Below are 16822 nucleotides of genomic sequence, written 5' to 3' on the forward strand. Positions count from 1 at the left end.
ACGATGATCATTCCGGCTCTTGATTTAATTGACGGCAACGTGGTGCGTCTCCATCAGGGAGATTACGGCCAGCAGCGTGACTACGGCAGCGATCCGCTTCCGCGTTTACAGGATTATCAGGCTCAGGGTGCGGAAGTGCTGCACCTCGTTGACCTGACCGGGGCTAAAGATCCGGCGGCCCGCCAAATCCCTTTGCTGCAAAAGTTGCTGGCTGGCGTGAGCGTGCCGGTTCAGGTTGGCGGCGGTGTGCGTACCGAGCAGGACGTTGAGGCCCTGCTGGATGCGGGTGCCGCTCGCGTGGTGGTTGGCTCCACTGCGGTGAAATCTCCGGCGCTGGTACAACGCTGGTTTAAACGCTTTGGCGCCGATGCTCTGGTGCTGGCGCTGGACGTGCGCATTGATGCCGAAGGTAACAAACAGGTTGCGGTGAGCGGCTGGCAGGAAACCTCCGGCACCACGCTGGAACAGCTTGTCGATGAGTTCCTGCCGTTTGGCCTGAAGCATGTGCTGTGCACCGACATCTCTCGCGATGGCACGCTGGCAGGCTCAAACGTCGAGCTTTATCAGGAAGTGTGCGCGCGCTTCCCGCAGGTTGCCTTTCAGGCTTCAGGCGGTATTGGCGGGCTGGATGATATTGCCGCCCTGCGCGGCAGCGGCGTGAAAGGCGTGATTGTTGGACGCGCGCTTCTGGAAGGTAAATTTAACGTGAAGGAGGCGATTTCATGCTGGCAAAACGGATAATCCCTTGCCTGGACGTGCGTGACGGCCAGGTGGTGAAAGGCGTGCAATTCCGTAATCACGAAATCATCGGCGACATCGTGCCGCTGGCGCAGCGCTATGCTCTGGAAGGCGCTGACGAACTGGTGTTTTATGATATCACCGCCTCGAGCGATGGCCGCGTGGTAGACAAAAGCTGGGTGACTCGCGTGGCGGAAGTGATCGATATTCCTTTCTGCGTGGCGGGTGGGATCAAATCCGTCGAAGACGCGGCTCAAATTCTGTCATTCGGGGCGGATAAAATTTCCATTAACTCCCCTGCTCTGGCCGATCCTGAGCTTATCACTCGCCTGGCGGATCGCTTCGGCGTGCAGTGCATCGTGGTCGGCATTGATACCTGGTTTGACGCTGAAACAGGCAAATACCACGTGAATCAGTACACCGGCGACGAAAGCCGTACCCGTGTAACAAAGTGGGAAACGCTGGATTGGGTGCAGGAAGTGCAGAAGCGCGGCGCCGGGGAAATCGTCCTGAATATGATGAACCAGGATGGCGTGCGTAACGGCTATGACCTGACGCAACTGAAGAAAGTGCGTGAAGTGTGCCACGTGCCGCTTATCGCCTCAGGTGGCGCAGGCACCATGGAACACTTCCATGAGGCCTTCCGCGATGCGGACGTTGACGGCGCTTTGGCAGCTTCCGTGTTCCATAAGCAAATTATCAATATTGGTGAACTGAAGGCGTATCTGGTTCAGCAAGGCGTGGAGATTCGAGTGTGTTAACAGAACAACAGCTAGCCCAGCTGGACTGGGAAAAAACAGATGGCCTGATGCCGGTTATCGTTCAGCACGCGGTGTCCGGTGAAGTCCTGATGCTCGGCTATATGAACCAGGACGCGCTGGCAAAAACCCAGGAAAGCGGCAAAGTGACCTTCTTCTCGCGCACCAAACAGCGCCTGTGGACTAAAGGTGAAACGTCAGGCCATTTCCTGAACGTGGTGCGTATTGCGCCAGACTGCGATAACGACACGCTGCTGGTGCTAGTTAACCCCATAGGCCCAACCTGCCACCTCGGCACCTCAAGCTGCTTTGGGGATACTCACCACGACTGGCTTTTCCTGTTTGAACTTGAACAGTTGCTGGCCTCGCGGAAAACTGCCGATCCCGCCAGTTCCTATACCGCCAAACTGTACGCCAGCGGCACCAAGCGTATTGCGCAGAAAGTAGGCGAAGAAGGCGTGGAAACCGCGCTGGCAGCAACCGTGAACGATCGTCACGAACTGACCAACGAAGCTTCTGACTTGATGTATCACCTGCTGGTGCTGCTGCAGGATCAGGATTTAGACTTGAGTACGGTGATTGAGAATTTACGGGCCCGGCATAAATAAGCCCTGGAACAGATGTAAAAAAGGCCGCTAATGCGGCCTTTTTGTTTTTTTTAGCAAGCTTAGGCTGCTGATTTATAGTTACGCAGCGCGTTGCGCCCAAGGACATAGCCCGAGCCGACAATAATGCCCAACAAGGCGGCAAGCACCAGCGTCAGGCCTTTTTTCGGGCTGTCTTTACGCACCGGCAAAGTTGCCTTCATGACATACCGAAACGCATAGGTCGTTTCCGGCGTCGATCTTAATTCACTCACCGCAAGGAGCGACTGACGGGCGTTAAAATAAGAGTTATCTAAAGGCAGCGGTCGGGACGCTTCGTTCTTGATCATCGAAGAAAGCGCCTCGCTTCCCAGAACAAACAGCGTATCTTCAGACATTGTTTCAGCCTGTGAAACGGCAGGCTTAGTAATATTAGATTGCTGAGCCACCAACAGCGCCTGGTTCAGCTCATCCAGACGCTTTTGCTGTTTCTCCTTAGCAACTTTTACTTTTGTGTCGAGCAGGCCTTTTAAATCGCTTATTTTTGCGTCAACGGAAGTTTTAAGGTCATCATCCAGCTCAGCGACAGTCCGCTTATTAATCTGCTGGAGATAAGTATTCAGTGTTGTCTGCGCCTGCTCAGCAGAACTCGCCACATAGCTAATCTTGAGCGGCAGCGGTTGATCCTTTCCGGCGGGTTCTATGGTCAGTTTTTCTGGTATTTGCTGATTGGCCAACTGCTCAGAGAGGGCCGAAATGGCAGAGTTGAATCGCCCAAAATAACGCTGTTGGATCTCGGCCAGCGAGGGCACAGCCTCTGGAGACTGGGCATTAAGAACGCTCATGGCATTGCTGTAGTTCGAAATCTGACCGGTATCCGGGAGCGTAACTATCGCCTCAGAAGTCCATTTTTCTGTTGCAAAAGTGAGATAAGCAATAGCGATTAAGATGGCTAAAATCATTGCTGCCGCAATGGCGATTTTGCCTCGCCATAGCTGGATAAGAAGATCAATTAAATCAATATTTTCCTGTTGATTGCTGGTGTGTTCTTTCGCCACATTTAAGTCAGCTCGATTCATAATTGCCTTTGAAATAATAATGAGAACAGCTTCGTATATTCATCAGATTTATAGTATAGAAAGATAATGGGCAAAAGACCTTAATGATTTGTAAGGAAAAGATCGGAATTTGCTGAAAAATCAGCACAGAGACCGAATGCCAAAAAATCACAAGAATAAGCTGTGTGATATTTGACCAGATCTCAAATGTAAAAAAGGCCCTCGAAGGGCCTTTTATCTGAACGTGAAAAGAATCAGTCAAGCCACTCGGTGTGGAAGACGCCCTCTTTGTCCGTGCGCTTATAGGTATGCGCCCCGAAATAGTCACGCTGAGCCTGGATCAGGTTAGCCGGCAGAACCGCTGCGCGGTAGCTGTCGTAGTAGGCAATCGCCGCGGAGAAGGTCGGCGTCGGGATACCGTTCTGTACCGCGTAAGAAATCACATCACGCAGAGCCTGCTGGTAATCGTCGGCAATCTTCTTGAAGTAAGGGGCCAACAGCAGGTTCGCAATAGCTGGCGTTTCAGCATAGGCATCGGTGATTTTCTGCAGGAACTGAGCACGAATGATGCAGCCCGCACGGAAAATCTTCGCAATTTCACCGTAGTTCAGATCCCAGCTATTCTCTTCAGACGCGGCACGCAGCTGGGAGAAGCCCTGAGCATAAGATACGATTTTACCCAGGTACAGTGCGCGACGAACTTTCTCGCTGAACTCAGCTTTGTCACCGGTGAAGGGCTTGGCCTGCGGGCCACTCAGCACTTTAGACGCCGCCACACGCTGATCTTTCAGGGAAGAGATATAGCGCGCGAACACGGATTCGGTAATCAGAGACAGCGGCTCGCCGAGATCCAGAGAGCTCTGGCTGGTCCATTTCCCGGTACCTTTGTTGGCCGCTTCATCCAGGATCACATCGACAAGATATTTACCCTCTTCATCTTTTTTAGTAAAGATGTCCTTGGTGATGTCGATCAGGTAGCTGCTCAGCTCGCCTTTGTTCCATTCGGTGAAGGTTTCAGCCAGCTCTTCGTTGGAGAGATCCAGGCCATGCTTCAGCAGGGAATAGGCCTCTGCAATCAGCTGCATGTCACCGTATTCGATGCCGTTGTGAACCATTTTAACGTAGTGGCCAGCGCCATCAGGACCGATGTACGTTACGCAAGGCTCGCCGTCTTCCGCAACCGCAGCGATTTTGGTCAGGATTGGCGCAACCAGCTCGTAAGCGTCTTTCTGGCCGCCAGGCATGATAGATGGGCCTTTCAGGGCGCCCTCTTCACCGCCGGAAACACCGGTCCCGATGAAGTTAAAGCCTTCAGCAGACAGATCACGGTTACGACGAATAGTGTCCTGGAAGAAAGTGTTGCCGCCATCAATGATGATGTCGCCCTTATCGAGGTAAGGCTTCAGGGAGTCGATGGCAGCATCGGTACCTGCGCCCGCTTGCACCATCAACAGGATTCGACGTGGTGTTTCGAGGGACTCAACGAATTCTTTTACAGTGTAGTAAGGAACCAGTTTCTTGCCCGGGTTCTCTGCGACAACTTCTTCAGTCTTCTCACGGGAGCGGTTGAATACGGAAACGGTATAACCACGGCTTTCAATGTTCAGCGCCAGGTTGCGCCCCATCACGGCCATACCCACAACGCCGATCTGCTGCTTGGACATTACATACTCCTGTCAGGTGTGCTCACCGCGCCCTACACGCGGCTCTAAATGTGGCTTTGATGTTAACTCACTCTGCGAAAAATAGGTAAACTTTGCTGCGTGAAGTCGCACGTAGTGCACTATCAGACCAGATTCTGCTCAATGGCTATCATTCGTAACCGTCCGGATTCGTTTTCTGCCAATGCCATGAATCCCTGACCATATCATCAAGATTTCTGGTTGCTGACCAGTTCAGCTCTTTTAAAGCGAGACTTGGGTCTGACCAACATTCAGCGATATCTCCAGGCCTGCGTCCGGCAAAAACATAGGGGATAGGTCGCTCAATAACGCGTTCATAAGCTTCAATCAGGTCAAGTACAGAGTAGCCAATACCCGTCCCCAGATTGTATGTTTTACAGCCACCGGTATCCATATGCTGTAATGCCGCAATGTGCCCTTCGGCTAAATCCATTACGTGGATATAATCTCGCACGCCGGTTCCATCTTTAGTCAGGAAATCATTACCGTAGACCGAGACTTGTTGCAACTTACCCACCGCAACCTGGCTAATGTAAGGCACCAAATTATTTGGAATACCATTAGGATCTTCGCCAATAAGTCCGGACTTGTGAGCCCCAACAGGATTGAAATATCTTAATATTGTAATGTCGAAATCAGGAGTAGCTTTTGCTATATCTTGCAAAATCTGTTCAACCATCAACTTAGACGTTCCGTAAGGATTGGTTGTACCACCAATTTTTGAACATTCAGATAATGGAACAGATTCCGGTTGGCCATATACTGTCGCTGAAGAGCTAAAAATGAATTTCTTAACATTGAAGTTATTCATTTCTTCGAGCAATACTATGCTTCCTGACACATTATTATCATAATAGCTAAGCGGCTCACGCACAGACTCACCAACAGATTTAAGCCCAGCGAAGTGAATAACACTATCAATTTTATGGCCACAAAATATTTTTTTTAGTAACTCGCGATCACGCACGTCACCGTCATAATTGACAAAATCAGCACCTGTTATTTTTTTAACACGACGCAAGGACTCAGAAGAAGAATTGTAAAAATTATCTAACACAACAACTTCATAGCCTTGCTCAAGAAGGCACAGGACCGTATGCGAACCGATATAACCAGCCCCACCCGTTATCAATACTGCCATTTTGTTGCCTCAGATTTTAATATAAAAAAACAAATCTAGCTCATGCTTTTTTTGGCTATTTATAGCAATCATATAAAAAGCCAAATTTTGGACTGGCTAGTTTTTCTTTGATTCCGTTTTATCAAAGAAAATTTTCATCCATTGATCAGTGATAAAGTCAATCGAGAAATTATCTTCAATGTGTTTTCTATTTCTACATTTAATATCAGCTCTACTATTCGGTGGAAGATTCATGATCTCATGAATCTTTTTGGCGAGAGCTTTAGAATCAGAAATAGGGACCACAAACCGTTCATCGCCTATAACCTCAGCTACACCACCAGAGTTAGTACCCACGACGAGACATTCAGATGACATTGCTTCAGCCGCAACCAACCCAAAACCTTCCCATTTAGATGAAAAGACAAATATGTCACATGCGGAGTAATATTGTGACACATCATTGAGACTTCCCAGCAAGGAAACACGTGATGCAAGATCTAACTCATGAATAATCCGCTCAATATCTACGCGGAGTTCTCCATCGCCAATGATAGCAAGCTTATAGTTTACAGGCAGTATTTTAAAAGCATGAAGGAGATTAGGGTAATCTTTTGCGTCAGTCAGTCTGCCAACCGCGAGAATAAGTTTTTCATCAGTAAGAATAGAGAGTTGGTCGCGCAGATGTTCATGAGCGTTATTATCAAATTTAAACTCATCCGTGTTCACACCGTTATAAACAGCAATGGACTTAAGAGCAGAAAAAGCCTTTTTTTTAATAAACTCATCCAAAGCCTCTTTACTGACATTTGTTGTAACATCGCAAAGAAAATCTGTCATACGATAAGTCAGCATTCTAATTTTACCACCCTCATTTTTGCTATGGGCAGTGCAAACTAGTTTAAACTTATTTCTACAGAACAAGCGAGTTATTCTTGCCATAATATTCGCGTGAAACATATGGCTATGAACAATGTCAGGAGCGAAATCTTTAATTATTTTGGCAAGCCTAAATACAGCAGCAATAAATCCAAGAGGACTTTTGTTCATTCCAAGATTTATTATATTGATACCAGTGCGAGGTGTAACTTCAACAGGTCCGGTAAGGCTAACAATTTCAACTTCATTGTTTTTTTCAAGATACTTGTCAGCAAGCAATGAAACTTGTTTTTCCGCACCACCTATGCCCAGTCCGGTAATAACCAACATTATTTTCTTATTCATGATCAGTAAGTCGCTTCTAATGTTTTACTAAATTTTTCATGTGCCAGAGATTCGACATAACCTTTATCAAACAAACTTATAAACCTTAGGTCCATTGTGGTGAAGTTAATGGGTGCCTGAGCATTTCTGAAATAAGACGAAAGATTAATTGCCAGCATGAAGAAAACAAAAATAGATAAAAATAATGTATTGTACGTACGTATCGCGAACATGCGCCTGTGCGACGTCGGTGATATGATACAAAAAACATATATCGCCAGGAAAAAGAATATAAAACTCACACGAGCAAGGAATGTTATGCTGCCGCTAAAAAAATGAACAACGGCACCAAGGAAAACCAACCTTGTCAAGAGTCTGATATTTTCGTGGCGGTCAATGGTTTTTCTATAACAGAAATAGATAACAATAAAGACAAGGTCAATTATGTTAAGCCATCCAATAGTCAAACTAATTGGATGCATTTCCATGTAGATGGAAATTTTTCTAAAAATAAGGTTAAATCCCGACAATTCATTGATTATCGCGGTACCTAAAAACATGAACGCAACAGCACCACCGATAAAAAACAAAGTACTGATCATAAATTTACCATGCTCTCTAATGGACGCTAGCATTACGGCAGGGATAATGATCAAGGAAGAAACGTGAAACAAAGACCCTAAAATTGAAAGCATAATGAACTTTCTAAAATTGTGATCTTCGTTATAATTAAGCACTGCATAAAAAACAATAATACAAGCTAAAAACTGCCTCAACTGCTCAAGTATTAAATTATAGCCGAATAACAATAATAGACAGCACCAAAATAATGGTTTATTAACCTGATAAGCCGCAAGCACCCTCGATAACAAACCAAAACAAATGAAATACCAGACAAGAATGACAAGTCCAAAATTGTTATTGAAAATGAACAACATTGCCTTGAATGATAAAACAAATCCTGGTTCAAAGGATATGTATGGATTATTCTCATATAAAATCTTTAAATAGTATATACTCCAGTCTACTCCATTTAAATAATATGCTGAGAATAATAAACTAAACATAATACAACAAAGAACACTCAGCATCGCTTTGGAGCGGTAGTTAAATTTCTCCCAGATCAACGAGAGCAATAGCATTGGAGTAGAAAGAAGCAAAACAAACATTTTATTTTTTTACCCTTTCATAAAGATAAATCAATAAATTAATGGGGTTCATCACTTTAAGAATCCGATATTTTTTACCTTTTGATACGCAGTACAGATTGAACTTGTGATGAAGATAACTAAGACAATTTCCGCTATCCCACCTTCTGGAGTTAACTTTCATTAAATCGCTTAAAAGTATTTTCCCGATGGCAGAAGTTCCCGATGAGGTAACTTGATTTGCGTGAATGCGATATAAAACGCTCGTGTACTCGAAAAACAATACGTTGATATTATTGTCGATAAACTTTAGCCATAGAGGTAAGTCTTCTAATAACTTAAAATGTGTATCAAACCCTGAAAAGTGCTTCTTATTTATGAATGCACCGGGCGCCACATTATTAAAATGGATCATGGACAATTTGGCTTTCAGCCATGAAGGTTTTAATTGAATGACATCTTTGGTCCATGCCAATGGATAACGCTGTGGTTTTTCTACATGCAGACCGAACGTTTCAAAATAAGTAAATACTGCTCCTAATCTCTCAGTATTCTTGAGCCTCTCAAGTCTGGAAACAAAATTTTGGATGGCATCGGGCAAAAGCAGATCGTCAGAGCCAAGACACTTAATCCAGTCCCCTTTAATACTAGGTAATGCATTATTAAAGTTGGTAGTTATGCCATTATTTTTTTCACTTGGAATAAGCGTGCAATCAACACCAGGATGTGTTTTTTTCTTTTCCTCACACCAATCGCTAATAATGTTTACACTATTGTCTGTTGAACAATCATCTACAATAATAATTTCAATTTTTTTATATGATTGGTTGATACATGACTCTAGCGTTTCACGTATATAATTTTCAGCATTGAATGATGCAATGATAATTGAAATAAGTGGATTTTTCATGCTTACCTAAAAAATAGCTTTAATATAATAAGTTGCAGTCTTGATTTACGACTTAAGATGAATTCATATTTTCTTTGTGCATTGATAACCTGCAAAGTAGACTCTTTCAATGCGTTTCGCCAGGCTATTCGGGCATCCTTAGAGAAGTGTTTATGCCAGCTTAGATAACGTCTAAAAACTCCCCACTGGGTACTAATAATTAACGTATATGCCGCAGCATCAAATTTATCTTCACAACATATTTTAGGTTCTTTTAAAATCTGTTGAAGAATAAATGCGTTATGGATAACCTTATAATAATTTTCGTTTACACGACGAGTTGTTGACTGCATGTTGTTGACAAAAAAATATTTCGCGTCAGAGAAGGTTATTTTTTTTGCTAAGCCGAATGAAATACGACTGACGATTTCGTCGTTATTTAATAAGTTAACATGATTATTGTTATATTTATTATAAATATTATATGCCTGTAAAATTATTTCTTTTTTGTAAATACCAAATGCATGTATCCCCCAGATAGAAATACTGTTCGCCAGAGCATCCTTGCCGCATACAGATTTTTTATCAGTATAATATGAAAACTTGCCGGAAATCTCTGAGCCAAGCTCGTTAACATAGCATAAATCAAATAGAGAAATATCAACTTCTGGACAATTGATAAAAGATTGCATTGCCAATTCGAGTGAATTATTTGCGAGTCCATCATCGCAATCAACAATAGCAACATAATCTCCAGTTGCTGCCATGATTCCGTTTTCTCTGGCTCTTGCGGCTCCCATATTACTCTGTTGCAATAAATTTATTTTAAAATTTTCAGAATGAAAATTCTTGGCTAAATGCACCGTATTATCAATAGAACCATCATCAACAATGACTACCTCAAAATCACTTATTGTCTGTTGTTCAAATTGCTTTAAGATTTTTATAATATTTTTTTCTTCATTGTACGCAGGTACAATTACACTGAGCGGGTTACTTTGATGCGGTTTCATTACTTATAACCCTCTTCATGTGCCATAGGTATATTATCATTGTCGCGATCAAATAGAATGAATAGGTTATACAATAAGAAATACTTACACCTTCAAGCCCAAAGGGAACGATTAAAAACTTGACTAATAATGGAAACAATATAGAAAATGATATTTCCAGGACTGCATTAATTTTAAAATAGCCTTTAGCCAAAAGAATGGTAGCAAAGAGCCAGCTCGATATTCTTAAAAAATCACCAATATTTTGGAATAAAAATAAATTTTTAGCCGTAGAAAAGTCTTTCGTGAATAAAATGCTAATAATCAAATCTTTCAATAAAAAGATACTTATCGCCATCACGAAAGCAAGCGGAATAACAATCACAACCCCGGATTTTAAAACTGAAATATAGTCTTTGAATGTCTTTGCTGCTGCTGTTTTAGGAAAATAATATACAGTCAATGCTGTTGTGAGAACGGCAAGATAAGCTTCTGATATTTTGGATACTGCCTGCCAATTCCCTGCATCTTCAATTGAAAAATTATTCGTCAATATCGTTCTGACAACAATAAGCGATATCGGTCCCGTTAAGGCACCAATGACCCCCATCAGAAAATACTTTCTCATCTCAGATAAATGATGTTTCGGTACCTGACCTAGCCAATATACTAACCTAAACCATGGTCTTTTTATAATAATAGTCAGAAGCAGGATGCCCGCAATAGCATTATTCAAAGCTGCGGCGAGCAGGGCTCCCTTGAGTCCCATGAAATAAACTAGTGCGGTCATTGACAAAAGTGCTGCAGCAATTGCAAGCACATTAGCAAGAAAGAATCGGTTGTATTCACCTAAGCCATTAAGTACACCGAGAAATAAATTGTTGATTATATTTAATGGCAATACCATTAATGCCACTATAATCAGCCAATAGAGCTCTTTACTCTGGAATAGTAAATTCGAAATATTTCCAGAAAAAAGAACACCAACGGTGATAATAAAGCAACAGGCTATTATTGAAAGTTTGATTGATGCACGCCAGTAGGGTTGGGCTTTATCATAATCGCTTTTATTCTCGGCTGAGTAACGATTTACCCCCTGGGATACCTGTGAAGAAATAAAGCCATTAACAAAAGTAACAAAGTTCTGTAACTGTCCAAGGTTAGCAATGCCAGCAGGACCCGTATATATTGCAACTACTTTTGATATGAGTAAACCGCAAATCAAACGAAAACATGTTACAACGCCACTAAGAATAGTAACTTTGGCAAAATTCATTTTTTCCATTTTACATCACTTTTAATACAGGTTTAGCACTGGTTATTTATCTCTTGCATTTCATCATTAGATAATGAATAAGAAATATAGACAGTGTGACGTTACCCACTAAACGCTAGCTTCAGTACTCTGCTTGAAAAATAAAAAGCGTATGCTATTCGCAGAAACGTGTGGCGTTGCAAAAGAAAAGGCTGTCACCAAAAGCATGTACAGCCAATCGCATTATAATTATTGATATTTAGACGGAAAATGAATTAATGGTTCTAATAATGAAGTCCACATCACTGTCGGATAGATTAGGATCCATTGGCAAGGACAGAACCTGACGATGAATGCTCTCAGTTATTGGCAGCTCTAAATGACTGTACTGTTTATAAGCTTGCTGATGATGAGGAGGAATCGGATAATGAATTAATGTTTGAATCCCATTCTCAGTCAGATATTGTTGTAATGCTTCTCTATGTTTAGTCTGTATTACAAACAAGTGCCAAACATGTTCTTCATCAACGGATAGTGTTGGTAATTGAACATGAGAATTTTTTATCTCATTTAAATATTTATTGGCTATTTTTCTTCTTAGTTCAGTCTCTTTATCAAGATAAGGCAGCTTAACACGCAGCATTGCTGCCTGTATTTCATCAAGGCGACTGTTGTAACCAATATAAATATTCTCATATTTTTTATGAGAGCCATAATTGCGCAGAGCTTTTAGTACACTAACCAACTCATCGCTATTCGTGGTGATAATACCTGCATCACCAAGTGCACCTAAATTTTTCCCTGGGTAAAGGCTAAATCCTGACGCATCCCCCCACGCCCCCGCCTTCTTTCCACCGATAGAAGCACCATGTGACTGAGCACAGTCCTCTAACACCAGCAGATTATTCTCTTCGGCGAACCTCATGATTTCTGGCATAGGCGAAATTTGACCATATAAATGTACTGGTAAAATGGCTTTTACCCCATCATCCCAGGATTTAGATAGTCCATCATAGGTCATATTAAATGTACTACTATCCGGCTCAACCAGCACAGGAATTAGATTATTCTGCGTGATCGCCATTATAGAAGCTATATAAGTGTTCGCCGGGACCATGACCTTGTCATTATCTTTTAGCTTACCGAGTTCTTTCCATGCACGAAGAACCAAAATAAGGGCATCAAGACCGTTGGCAACGCCAATTGCATATTTTACATTACAATACTCTGCAAACTCAGACTCAAAAGCAGATAGCTCTTCGCCCTGTATATACCAGCCAGATTGAATAACACGTTCACAGGCTGACAATAATTCCTTTTCATATTTGTTATTGATTTGTTTAAGGTTTAGAAAATTAATCATTTTTTAATCCAATTTTTTGATGATCTTTGCAGGATTGCCAACCACTACTACATTATCTGGCACATCTTTTGTTACCACTGCTCCAGCGCCGACCATGCTATTCTCACCGATTGTGATTCCAGGCAAAATGGTAGCATTAGCACCTATTGATGCATTTTTTTTGATATGTATTTCTGGGTATTTTTCTAAATGAACCTGCGAGCGAGGAAATTTATCATTTGTAAATACAACACAAGGACCGATAAAGACATTATCTTCAATTGTAGTCCCATCCCAAATATATACACCAGATTTAACCGTAACATTATTGCCAATAGACACGTTGTTTTCTATAAGAGCATTAGCACATATATTACAATTTTCGCCAATTTTTGCATTTTTCAGAATAACAACAAACTGCCAAACACGCGTACCTGTACCTATATTTTCACTCTGCACATCGCTGAGAGGATGAATATACATTTACTCCACCGTATTTTTGAACTGTTCATAATTCCGTATATAATCGGACTCATCATATACATCACTCGCTAAAACCATGAGAATGCAGTCTGGTGAATAGTCATACATTTCATGCCATACCATTGGCTCAATTAACAGGCCACAAGCTGGACTATCCAATAAAACATTAACCTTCTCTTTACCATCGTCTAAAAGGAATCGGCAGGAACCTTTTACAGGTATTGCTACCTGCGTTAATTCCTTATGGGCATGGAAGCCTCGTCTGATTCCTTCAAGTGTGTCAAACATATAATAGACGCGTTTAATTGGAAAAGGTATGTTTTTGGCTTCTTCGAGCGCGACAAGAGAACCACGCTCATCGCCGTGAATTTGTAATGGAATAAAATCGATTTTCATAAGATTTCTTATTTCAAAAGTTTTAATAAATACTGGCCATAATGATTTTTTTTCAGAAGCTCGCCCCTGGCACTTAATTCTTTATCGTCCATCCAGCCATTGCGCCATGCAATCTCTTCAGGGCAAGCAACCATCATGCCCTGCCTCTTCTGAACGGTTTCAACAAAGCTACCGGCTTCAATTAGACTGTCATGTGTGCCAGTATCAAGCCACGCAAAACCGCGGCCAAGCTGTTCAACATTTAATTGCCCGCGCTTGAGATACTCATCATTTATTGCGGTTATCTCTAATTCTCCCCGCTCGGAGGGTTTTACATTTTTTGCGATTTCAATGACCGCGTTATCGTAGAAGTAAAGCCCGGTCACCGCCCAATGAGATTTCGGCTGGGAGGGTTTTTCTTCTATGGAAATAGCTTTGTTGTTTTCATCAAATTCGACCACGCCAAAGCGCTCAGGATCCATAACCTGATAACCAAAAACGGTTGCGCCTGTTTCACGCTGCGCCACGGCTTTTAATTTAGGGCTAAAACCTTGTCCAAAGAAAATATTATCGCCGAGCACAAGGCAAACCGAATCGTTGCCGATAAACTTCTCGCCAATAATAAATGCCTGCGCTAAGCCATCCGGTGTAGGCTGGACTTCATACGTCAGGTTAATGCCCAAGGCGCTGCCATCACCCAATAATCTAATGAAACTGTCTTGATCTTCCGGCGTGGTGATGATCAGGATGTCGCGAATTCCCGCCAGCATTAACACTGACAGCGGGTAATAAATCATCGGCTTATCATAAATCGGGAGTAGTTGCTTAGAGACGCCCATCGTTATTGGATACAAACGAGTGCCGGATCCTCCGGCCAGAATGATACCTTTCATTATTCTAATCCTAAGCGTTCACGTTGATAGCTGCCATCCTGCACGCGCTGGCACCATTTCTGATTTGCCAGATACCATTCCACCGTTTTACGGATCCCACTTTCGAAGGTTTCCTGTGGTTTCCAGCCCAGCTCAAGGCCAATTTTCTCGGCATCGATCGCGTAACGGCGATCGTGCCCCGGGCGATCGGCCACATAGGTGATCTGCTCGCGGTAGGAGCCTTCCTTTGGAACGATTTCATCCAGCAGACAGCAAATAGTTTCTACCACATCAAGGTTTTGCTTCTCGTTGTGGCCACCAATATTGTAGGTTTCGCCAATCTTACCCTGGGTCACCACGGTATACAGCGCCCGCGCGTGGTCTTCGACGTAAAGCCAGTCACGAATCTGGTCGCCTTTACCGTAAATCGGCAGCGGCTTACCTTCCAACGCATTCAGAATAACCAGCGGGATCAATTTCTCAGGGAAATGATATGGGCCATAATTATTAGAACAGTTAGTAACGATAGTTGGCAGGCCATAGGTGCGCAGCCAGGCGCGGACCAGGTGGTCGCTGGAGGCTTTAGAAGCAGAATATGGGCTGCTTGGCGCATAGGCTGTTGTTTCAGTAAACAGGGGTAATGTCTCGCCCTGCCCTACTTCATCAGGATGGGGAAGATCGCCATACACTTCATCAGTGGAAATATGATGGAAGCGGAACGCTGCTTTTTTCTCGCCGCTCAGTTCAGACCAGTAGCGACGTGCGGCTTCCAGCAGAACATATGTACCAATAATGTTTGTTTCAACAAATGCCGCCGGGCCGGTAATAGAGCGATCGACGTGACTTTCCGCTGCCAGGTGCATTACAGCATCGGGCTGATGCTGAGTAAAAATACGTTCGATTGCTGCGCTATCACAAATATCTGCTTGTTCGAAACAATAACGCTCATCAGCACTGACACTGGTTAGAGATTCAAGGTTACCAGCATAAGTTAACTTATCAACATTAACGACATGACTCTGCGTGTTTTTAATAATATGACGTACAACGGCAGACCCAATAAAGCCCGCTCCACCAGTGATTAGAATTTTCATTTCGACTCTACACTAATTACGTTTATGACTAAGACAAAATAAATTGCTTGTATGCATCTTTATAACTATTGAATTCAAATTTTTCTTTATCCTGCTGTGCATTAACAAGATAAAGTTCATAATTATTTAGTATCTCCAGTAATTTTTCTTCTATATCTTTTTCATTATTAGATACTAATAATCCATTTTTTTTTATAACTTCATAGCAACCACCAACATCGCTTAGAAGCAAAGGTAAACCTGCAGTGTGTGCTTCTAATGCAGACATCGGGAGGCCTTCACTATCTGAAATAAGTGCAAAAACATCATACTCAGAATAATTACTGAAGTTTTTAACCTCACCTAAAAATTTTATGTTATTAAATTTCTCATATTTTGCTGCTAACGCAGCCAACCGATCGCCGGCACCCGCTACATCTAATTTAATATCCGGGTGTTTCGCAACAACCGACAGCAGAAGGTCGGGACGTTTTGGATGCGTTAGTCTTCCAACAAAGATTATTTTCTTTTCGTTGCTCTGTTTAATTCTGCTTTGCATTTTTGGCACAGAGTTGGTTAGATTAATTATCTTATTTTCATTAATACCAATTATATCCCTGGCCTTATCAGCGTCACTTTTTGAGACACACCAAACAGCGTCAGTTAAAACAGAAAGATACTTCTCAATCTTAATAAAGAGTGACTTTAATGTCCCACCATTATAGATACATGACCATCCATGAGATACATAAATGCATTTAAATCTAACAAACAGCTTTGCCATCCGACTGAAAATCCCGGCATTAGCTGAGCTTGCTATCATTACAGATATTTTTTCTTTTCTAATATATTTCAATAACCGAATATAACCTAAAAAACTAAAGTGTTTTTTCAATTCAGGTAAAATAAAAACTTTATCGAAGTTCCCTTGCTCCGTTAACCATCCATGCTCTGATGTTATCAAATGAATTGAGGCATCATTTTTAATTAACTTCATCATCTCATTGGTCCAGCTTTGAGCTCCACCTATTTCAGATTTTGTAACAATAAACGCAATATTATTCATATATGATATAAGCTTCGGCAATTAGATGATATGACACAAACTCATGAGGAATGTCGAGAATGGTTGAATAAGCTTTTGATAAGAACACGCTACCGCCCCTGGCTCAACAGCTACCAGTGCACTGCAAACATGGGAGATCTCGTACCTTCCGGTACTGCGTATCAGAAATCGCCACGATTCTATA

At 42.6% G+C, this 16822-nt stretch carries 17 protein-coding genes; 3 read left to right on the plus strand and 14 right to left on the minus strand.

Annotation, left to right across the window (positions count from 1 at the left end; genetic code table 11):
• Positions 1 to 3 precede the first annotated feature (3 nt).
• Genes hisA through hisIE form a run of 3 tightly spaced genes read left to right on the plus strand, consistent with a single transcriptional unit; the run spans position 4 to position 2104 of the window.
• Positions 4 to 741: a 1-(5-phosphoribosyl)-5-[(5-phosphoribosylamino)methylideneamino]imidazole-4-carboxamide isomerase gene (gene hisA, locus A936_RS04410; RefSeq protein WP_008455040.1), complete on the plus strand. Its 738-nt coding sequence runs from the start codon at positions 4 to 6 to the stop codon at positions 739 to 741.
• The gene (gene hisF, locus A936_RS04415) at positions 723 to 1499 is read left to right on the plus strand and encodes an imidazole glycerol phosphate synthase subunit HisF (RefSeq protein ID WP_008455042.1); all 777 of its coding nucleotides are present in this window, start codon (positions 723 to 725) and stop codon (positions 1497 to 1499) included. Before hisA ends, hisF begins: the two co-directional genes overlap by 19 nt.
• Positions 1493 to 2104, plus strand: a complete 612-nt coding sequence (gene hisIE, locus A936_RS04420; RefSeq protein WP_008455044.1) for a bifunctional phosphoribosyl-AMP cyclohydrolase/phosphoribosyl-ATP diphosphatase HisIE — start codon at positions 1493 to 1495, stop codon at positions 2102 to 2104. The genes hisF and hisIE overlap by 7 nt, the downstream gene beginning before the upstream one ends.
• Before the next feature lie 59 nt (positions 2105 to 2163).
• On the opposite strand, the gene wzzB is transcribed toward hisIE, so the two are convergent.
• From wzzB to A936_RS04490, 14 genes are all read right to left on the minus strand, one after another.
• Entirely contained in the window at positions 2164 to 3159 is a 996-nt protein-coding gene (gene wzzB / locus A936_RS04425; protein WP_008455046.1) for an LPS O-antigen chain length determinant protein WzzB, read from the minus strand.
• A gap of 233 nt (positions 3160 to 3392) precedes the next feature.
• On the minus strand, positions 3393 to 4802 hold the full coding sequence (gnd, locus tag A936_RS04430) for an NADP-dependent phosphogluconate dehydrogenase (RefSeq protein WP_008455048.1): 1410 nt from the start codon (positions 4800 to 4802) through the stop codon (positions 3393 to 3395).
• A gap of 148 nt (positions 4803 to 4950) precedes the next feature.
• A complete protein-coding gene (galE, locus tag A936_RS04435; RefSeq protein WP_008455049.1) occupies positions 4951 to 5961 on the minus strand; it encodes a UDP-glucose 4-epimerase GalE in 1011 nt (336 codons plus the stop codon).
• A gap of 96 nt (positions 5962 to 6057) precedes the next feature.
• Positions 6058 to 7164 (minus strand): glycosyltransferase, encoded by a 1107-nt coding sequence (locus A936_RS04440; protein WP_034807770.1) that lies wholly within the window; start codon positions 7162 to 7164, stop codon positions 6058 to 6060.
• 2 nt (positions 7165 to 7166) lie between these two features.
• Positions 7167 to 8312: an EpsG family protein gene (locus A936_RS04445; RefSeq protein ID WP_008455051.1), complete on the minus strand. Its 1146-nt coding sequence runs from the start codon at positions 8310 to 8312 to the stop codon at positions 7167 to 7169.
• Between the two features lies 1 nt (position 8313).
• Positions 8314 to 9201 (minus strand): glycosyltransferase family 2 protein, encoded by an 888-nt coding sequence (locus tag A936_RS04450; RefSeq protein WP_008455053.1) that lies wholly within the window; start codon positions 9199 to 9201, stop codon positions 8314 to 8316.
• A 2-nt stretch (positions 9202 to 9203) separates the two neighbouring features.
• The gene (locus A936_RS04455) at positions 9204 to 10193 is read right to left on the minus strand and encodes a glycosyltransferase family 2 protein (protein WP_008455054.1); all 990 of its coding nucleotides are present in this window, start codon (positions 10191 to 10193) and stop codon (positions 9204 to 9206) included.
• The gene (locus A936_RS04460) at positions 10174 to 11457 is read right to left on the minus strand and encodes an O-antigen translocase (protein ID WP_008455056.1); all 1284 of its coding nucleotides are present in this window, start codon (positions 11455 to 11457) and stop codon (positions 10174 to 10176) included. Before A936_RS04460 ends, A936_RS04455 begins: the two co-directional genes overlap by 20 nt.
• A 229-nt stretch (positions 11458 to 11686) precedes the next feature.
• Entirely contained in the window at positions 11687 to 12790 is a 1104-nt protein-coding gene (locus tag A936_RS04465) for a DegT/DnrJ/EryC1/StrS family aminotransferase (protein ID WP_008455057.1), read from the minus strand.
• A gap of 3 nt (positions 12791 to 12793) precedes the next feature.
• A complete protein-coding gene (locus tag A936_RS23630; RefSeq protein ID WP_008455058.1) occupies positions 12794 to 13252 on the minus strand; it encodes an acyltransferase in 459 nt (152 codons plus the stop codon).
• On the minus strand, positions 13253 to 13648 hold the full coding sequence (locus tag A936_RS23635) for a sugar 3,4-ketoisomerase (RefSeq protein WP_008455059.1): 396 nt from the start codon (positions 13646 to 13648) through the stop codon (positions 13253 to 13255).
• Between the two features lie 8 nt (positions 13649 to 13656).
• The gene (gene rfbA / locus A936_RS04480; RefSeq protein WP_008455060.1) at positions 13657 to 14520 is read right to left on the minus strand and encodes a glucose-1-phosphate thymidylyltransferase RfbA; all 864 of its coding nucleotides are present in this window, start codon (positions 14518 to 14520) and stop codon (positions 13657 to 13659) included.
• Positions 14520 to 15593: a dTDP-glucose 4,6-dehydratase gene (gene rfbB / locus A936_RS04485; protein ID WP_008455061.1), complete on the minus strand. Its 1074-nt coding sequence runs from the start codon at positions 15591 to 15593 to the stop codon at positions 14520 to 14522. The genes rfbA and rfbB overlap by 1 nt, the downstream gene beginning before the upstream one ends.
• Positions 15594 to 15621: 28 nt before the next feature.
• The gene (locus A936_RS04490; RefSeq protein ID WP_008455062.1) at positions 15622 to 16638 is read right to left on the minus strand and encodes a glycosyltransferase; all 1017 of its coding nucleotides are present in this window, start codon (positions 16636 to 16638) and stop codon (positions 15622 to 15624) included.
• Between the last annotated feature and the right edge of the window lie 184 nt (positions 16639 to 16822).

The sequence above is a fragment of the Enterobacter sp. Ag1 genome, from assembly GCA_000277545.1.
Taxonomy (GTDB): Bacteria; Pseudomonadota; Gammaproteobacteria; order Enterobacterales; family Enterobacteriaceae; genus Cedecea.

What these genes read in the sequence shown, in the direction of transcription:
- hisA (WP_008455040.1), top strand. Translation starts at nt 4, where the DNA reads ATGATCATTCCGGCTCTTGATTTAATTGACGGCAACGTGGTGCGTCTC.
- hisF (WP_008455042.1), top strand. Translation starts at nt 723, where the DNA reads ATGCTGGCAAAACGGATAATCCCTTGCCTGGACGTGCGTGACGGCCAG.
- wzzB (WP_008455046.1), bottom strand. Translation starts at nt 3,159, where the DNA reads ATGAATCGAGCTGACTTAAATGTGGCGAAAGAACACACCAGCAATCAA.
- gnd (WP_008455048.1), bottom strand. Translation starts at nt 4,802, where the DNA reads ATGTCCAAGCAGCAGATCGGCGTTGTGGGTATGGCCGTGATGGGGCGC.
- galE (WP_008455049.1), bottom strand. Translation starts at nt 5,961, where the DNA reads ATGGCAGTATTGATAACGGGTGGGGCTGGTTATATCGGTTCGCATACG.
- A936_RS04440 (WP_034807770.1), bottom strand. Translation starts at nt 7,164, where the DNA reads ATGAATAAGAAAATAATGTTGGTTATTACCGGACTGGGCATAGGTGGT.
- A936_RS04445 (WP_008455051.1), bottom strand. Translation starts at nt 8,312, where the DNA reads ATGTTTGTTTTGCTTCTTTCTACTCCAATGCTATTGCTCTCGTTGATC.
- A936_RS04450 (WP_008455053.1), bottom strand. Translation starts at nt 9,201, where the DNA reads ATGAAAAATCCACTTATTTCAATTATCATTGCATCATTCAATGCTGAA.
- A936_RS04455 (WP_008455054.1), bottom strand. Translation starts at nt 10,193, where the DNA reads ATGAAACCGCATCAAAGTAACCCGCTCAGTGTAATTGTACCTGCGTAC.
- A936_RS04460 (WP_008455056.1), bottom strand. Translation starts at nt 11,457, where the DNA reads ATGGAAAAAATGAATTTTGCCAAAGTTACTATTCTTAGTGGCGTTGTA.
- A936_RS04465 (WP_008455057.1), bottom strand. Translation starts at nt 12,790, where the DNA reads ATGATTAATTTTCTAAACCTTAAACAAATCAATAACAAATATGAAAAG.
- A936_RS23630 (WP_008455058.1), bottom strand. Translation starts at nt 13,252, where the DNA reads ATGTATATTCATCCTCTCAGCGATGTGCAGAGTGAAAATATAGGTACA.
- A936_RS23635 (WP_008455059.1), bottom strand. Translation starts at nt 13,648, where the DNA reads ATGAAAATCGATTTTATTCCATTACAAATTCACGGCGATGAGCGTGGT.
- rfbA (WP_008455060.1), bottom strand. Translation starts at nt 14,520, where the DNA reads ATGAAAGGTATCATTCTGGCCGGAGGATCCGGCACTCGTTTGTATCCA.
- rfbB (WP_008455061.1), bottom strand. Translation starts at nt 15,593, where the DNA reads ATGAAAATTCTAATCACTGGTGGAGCGGGCTTTATTGGGTCTGCCGTT.
- A936_RS04490 (WP_008455062.1), bottom strand. Translation starts at nt 16,638, where the DNA reads ATGAATAATATTGCGTTTATTGTTACAAAATCTGAAATAGGTGGAGCT.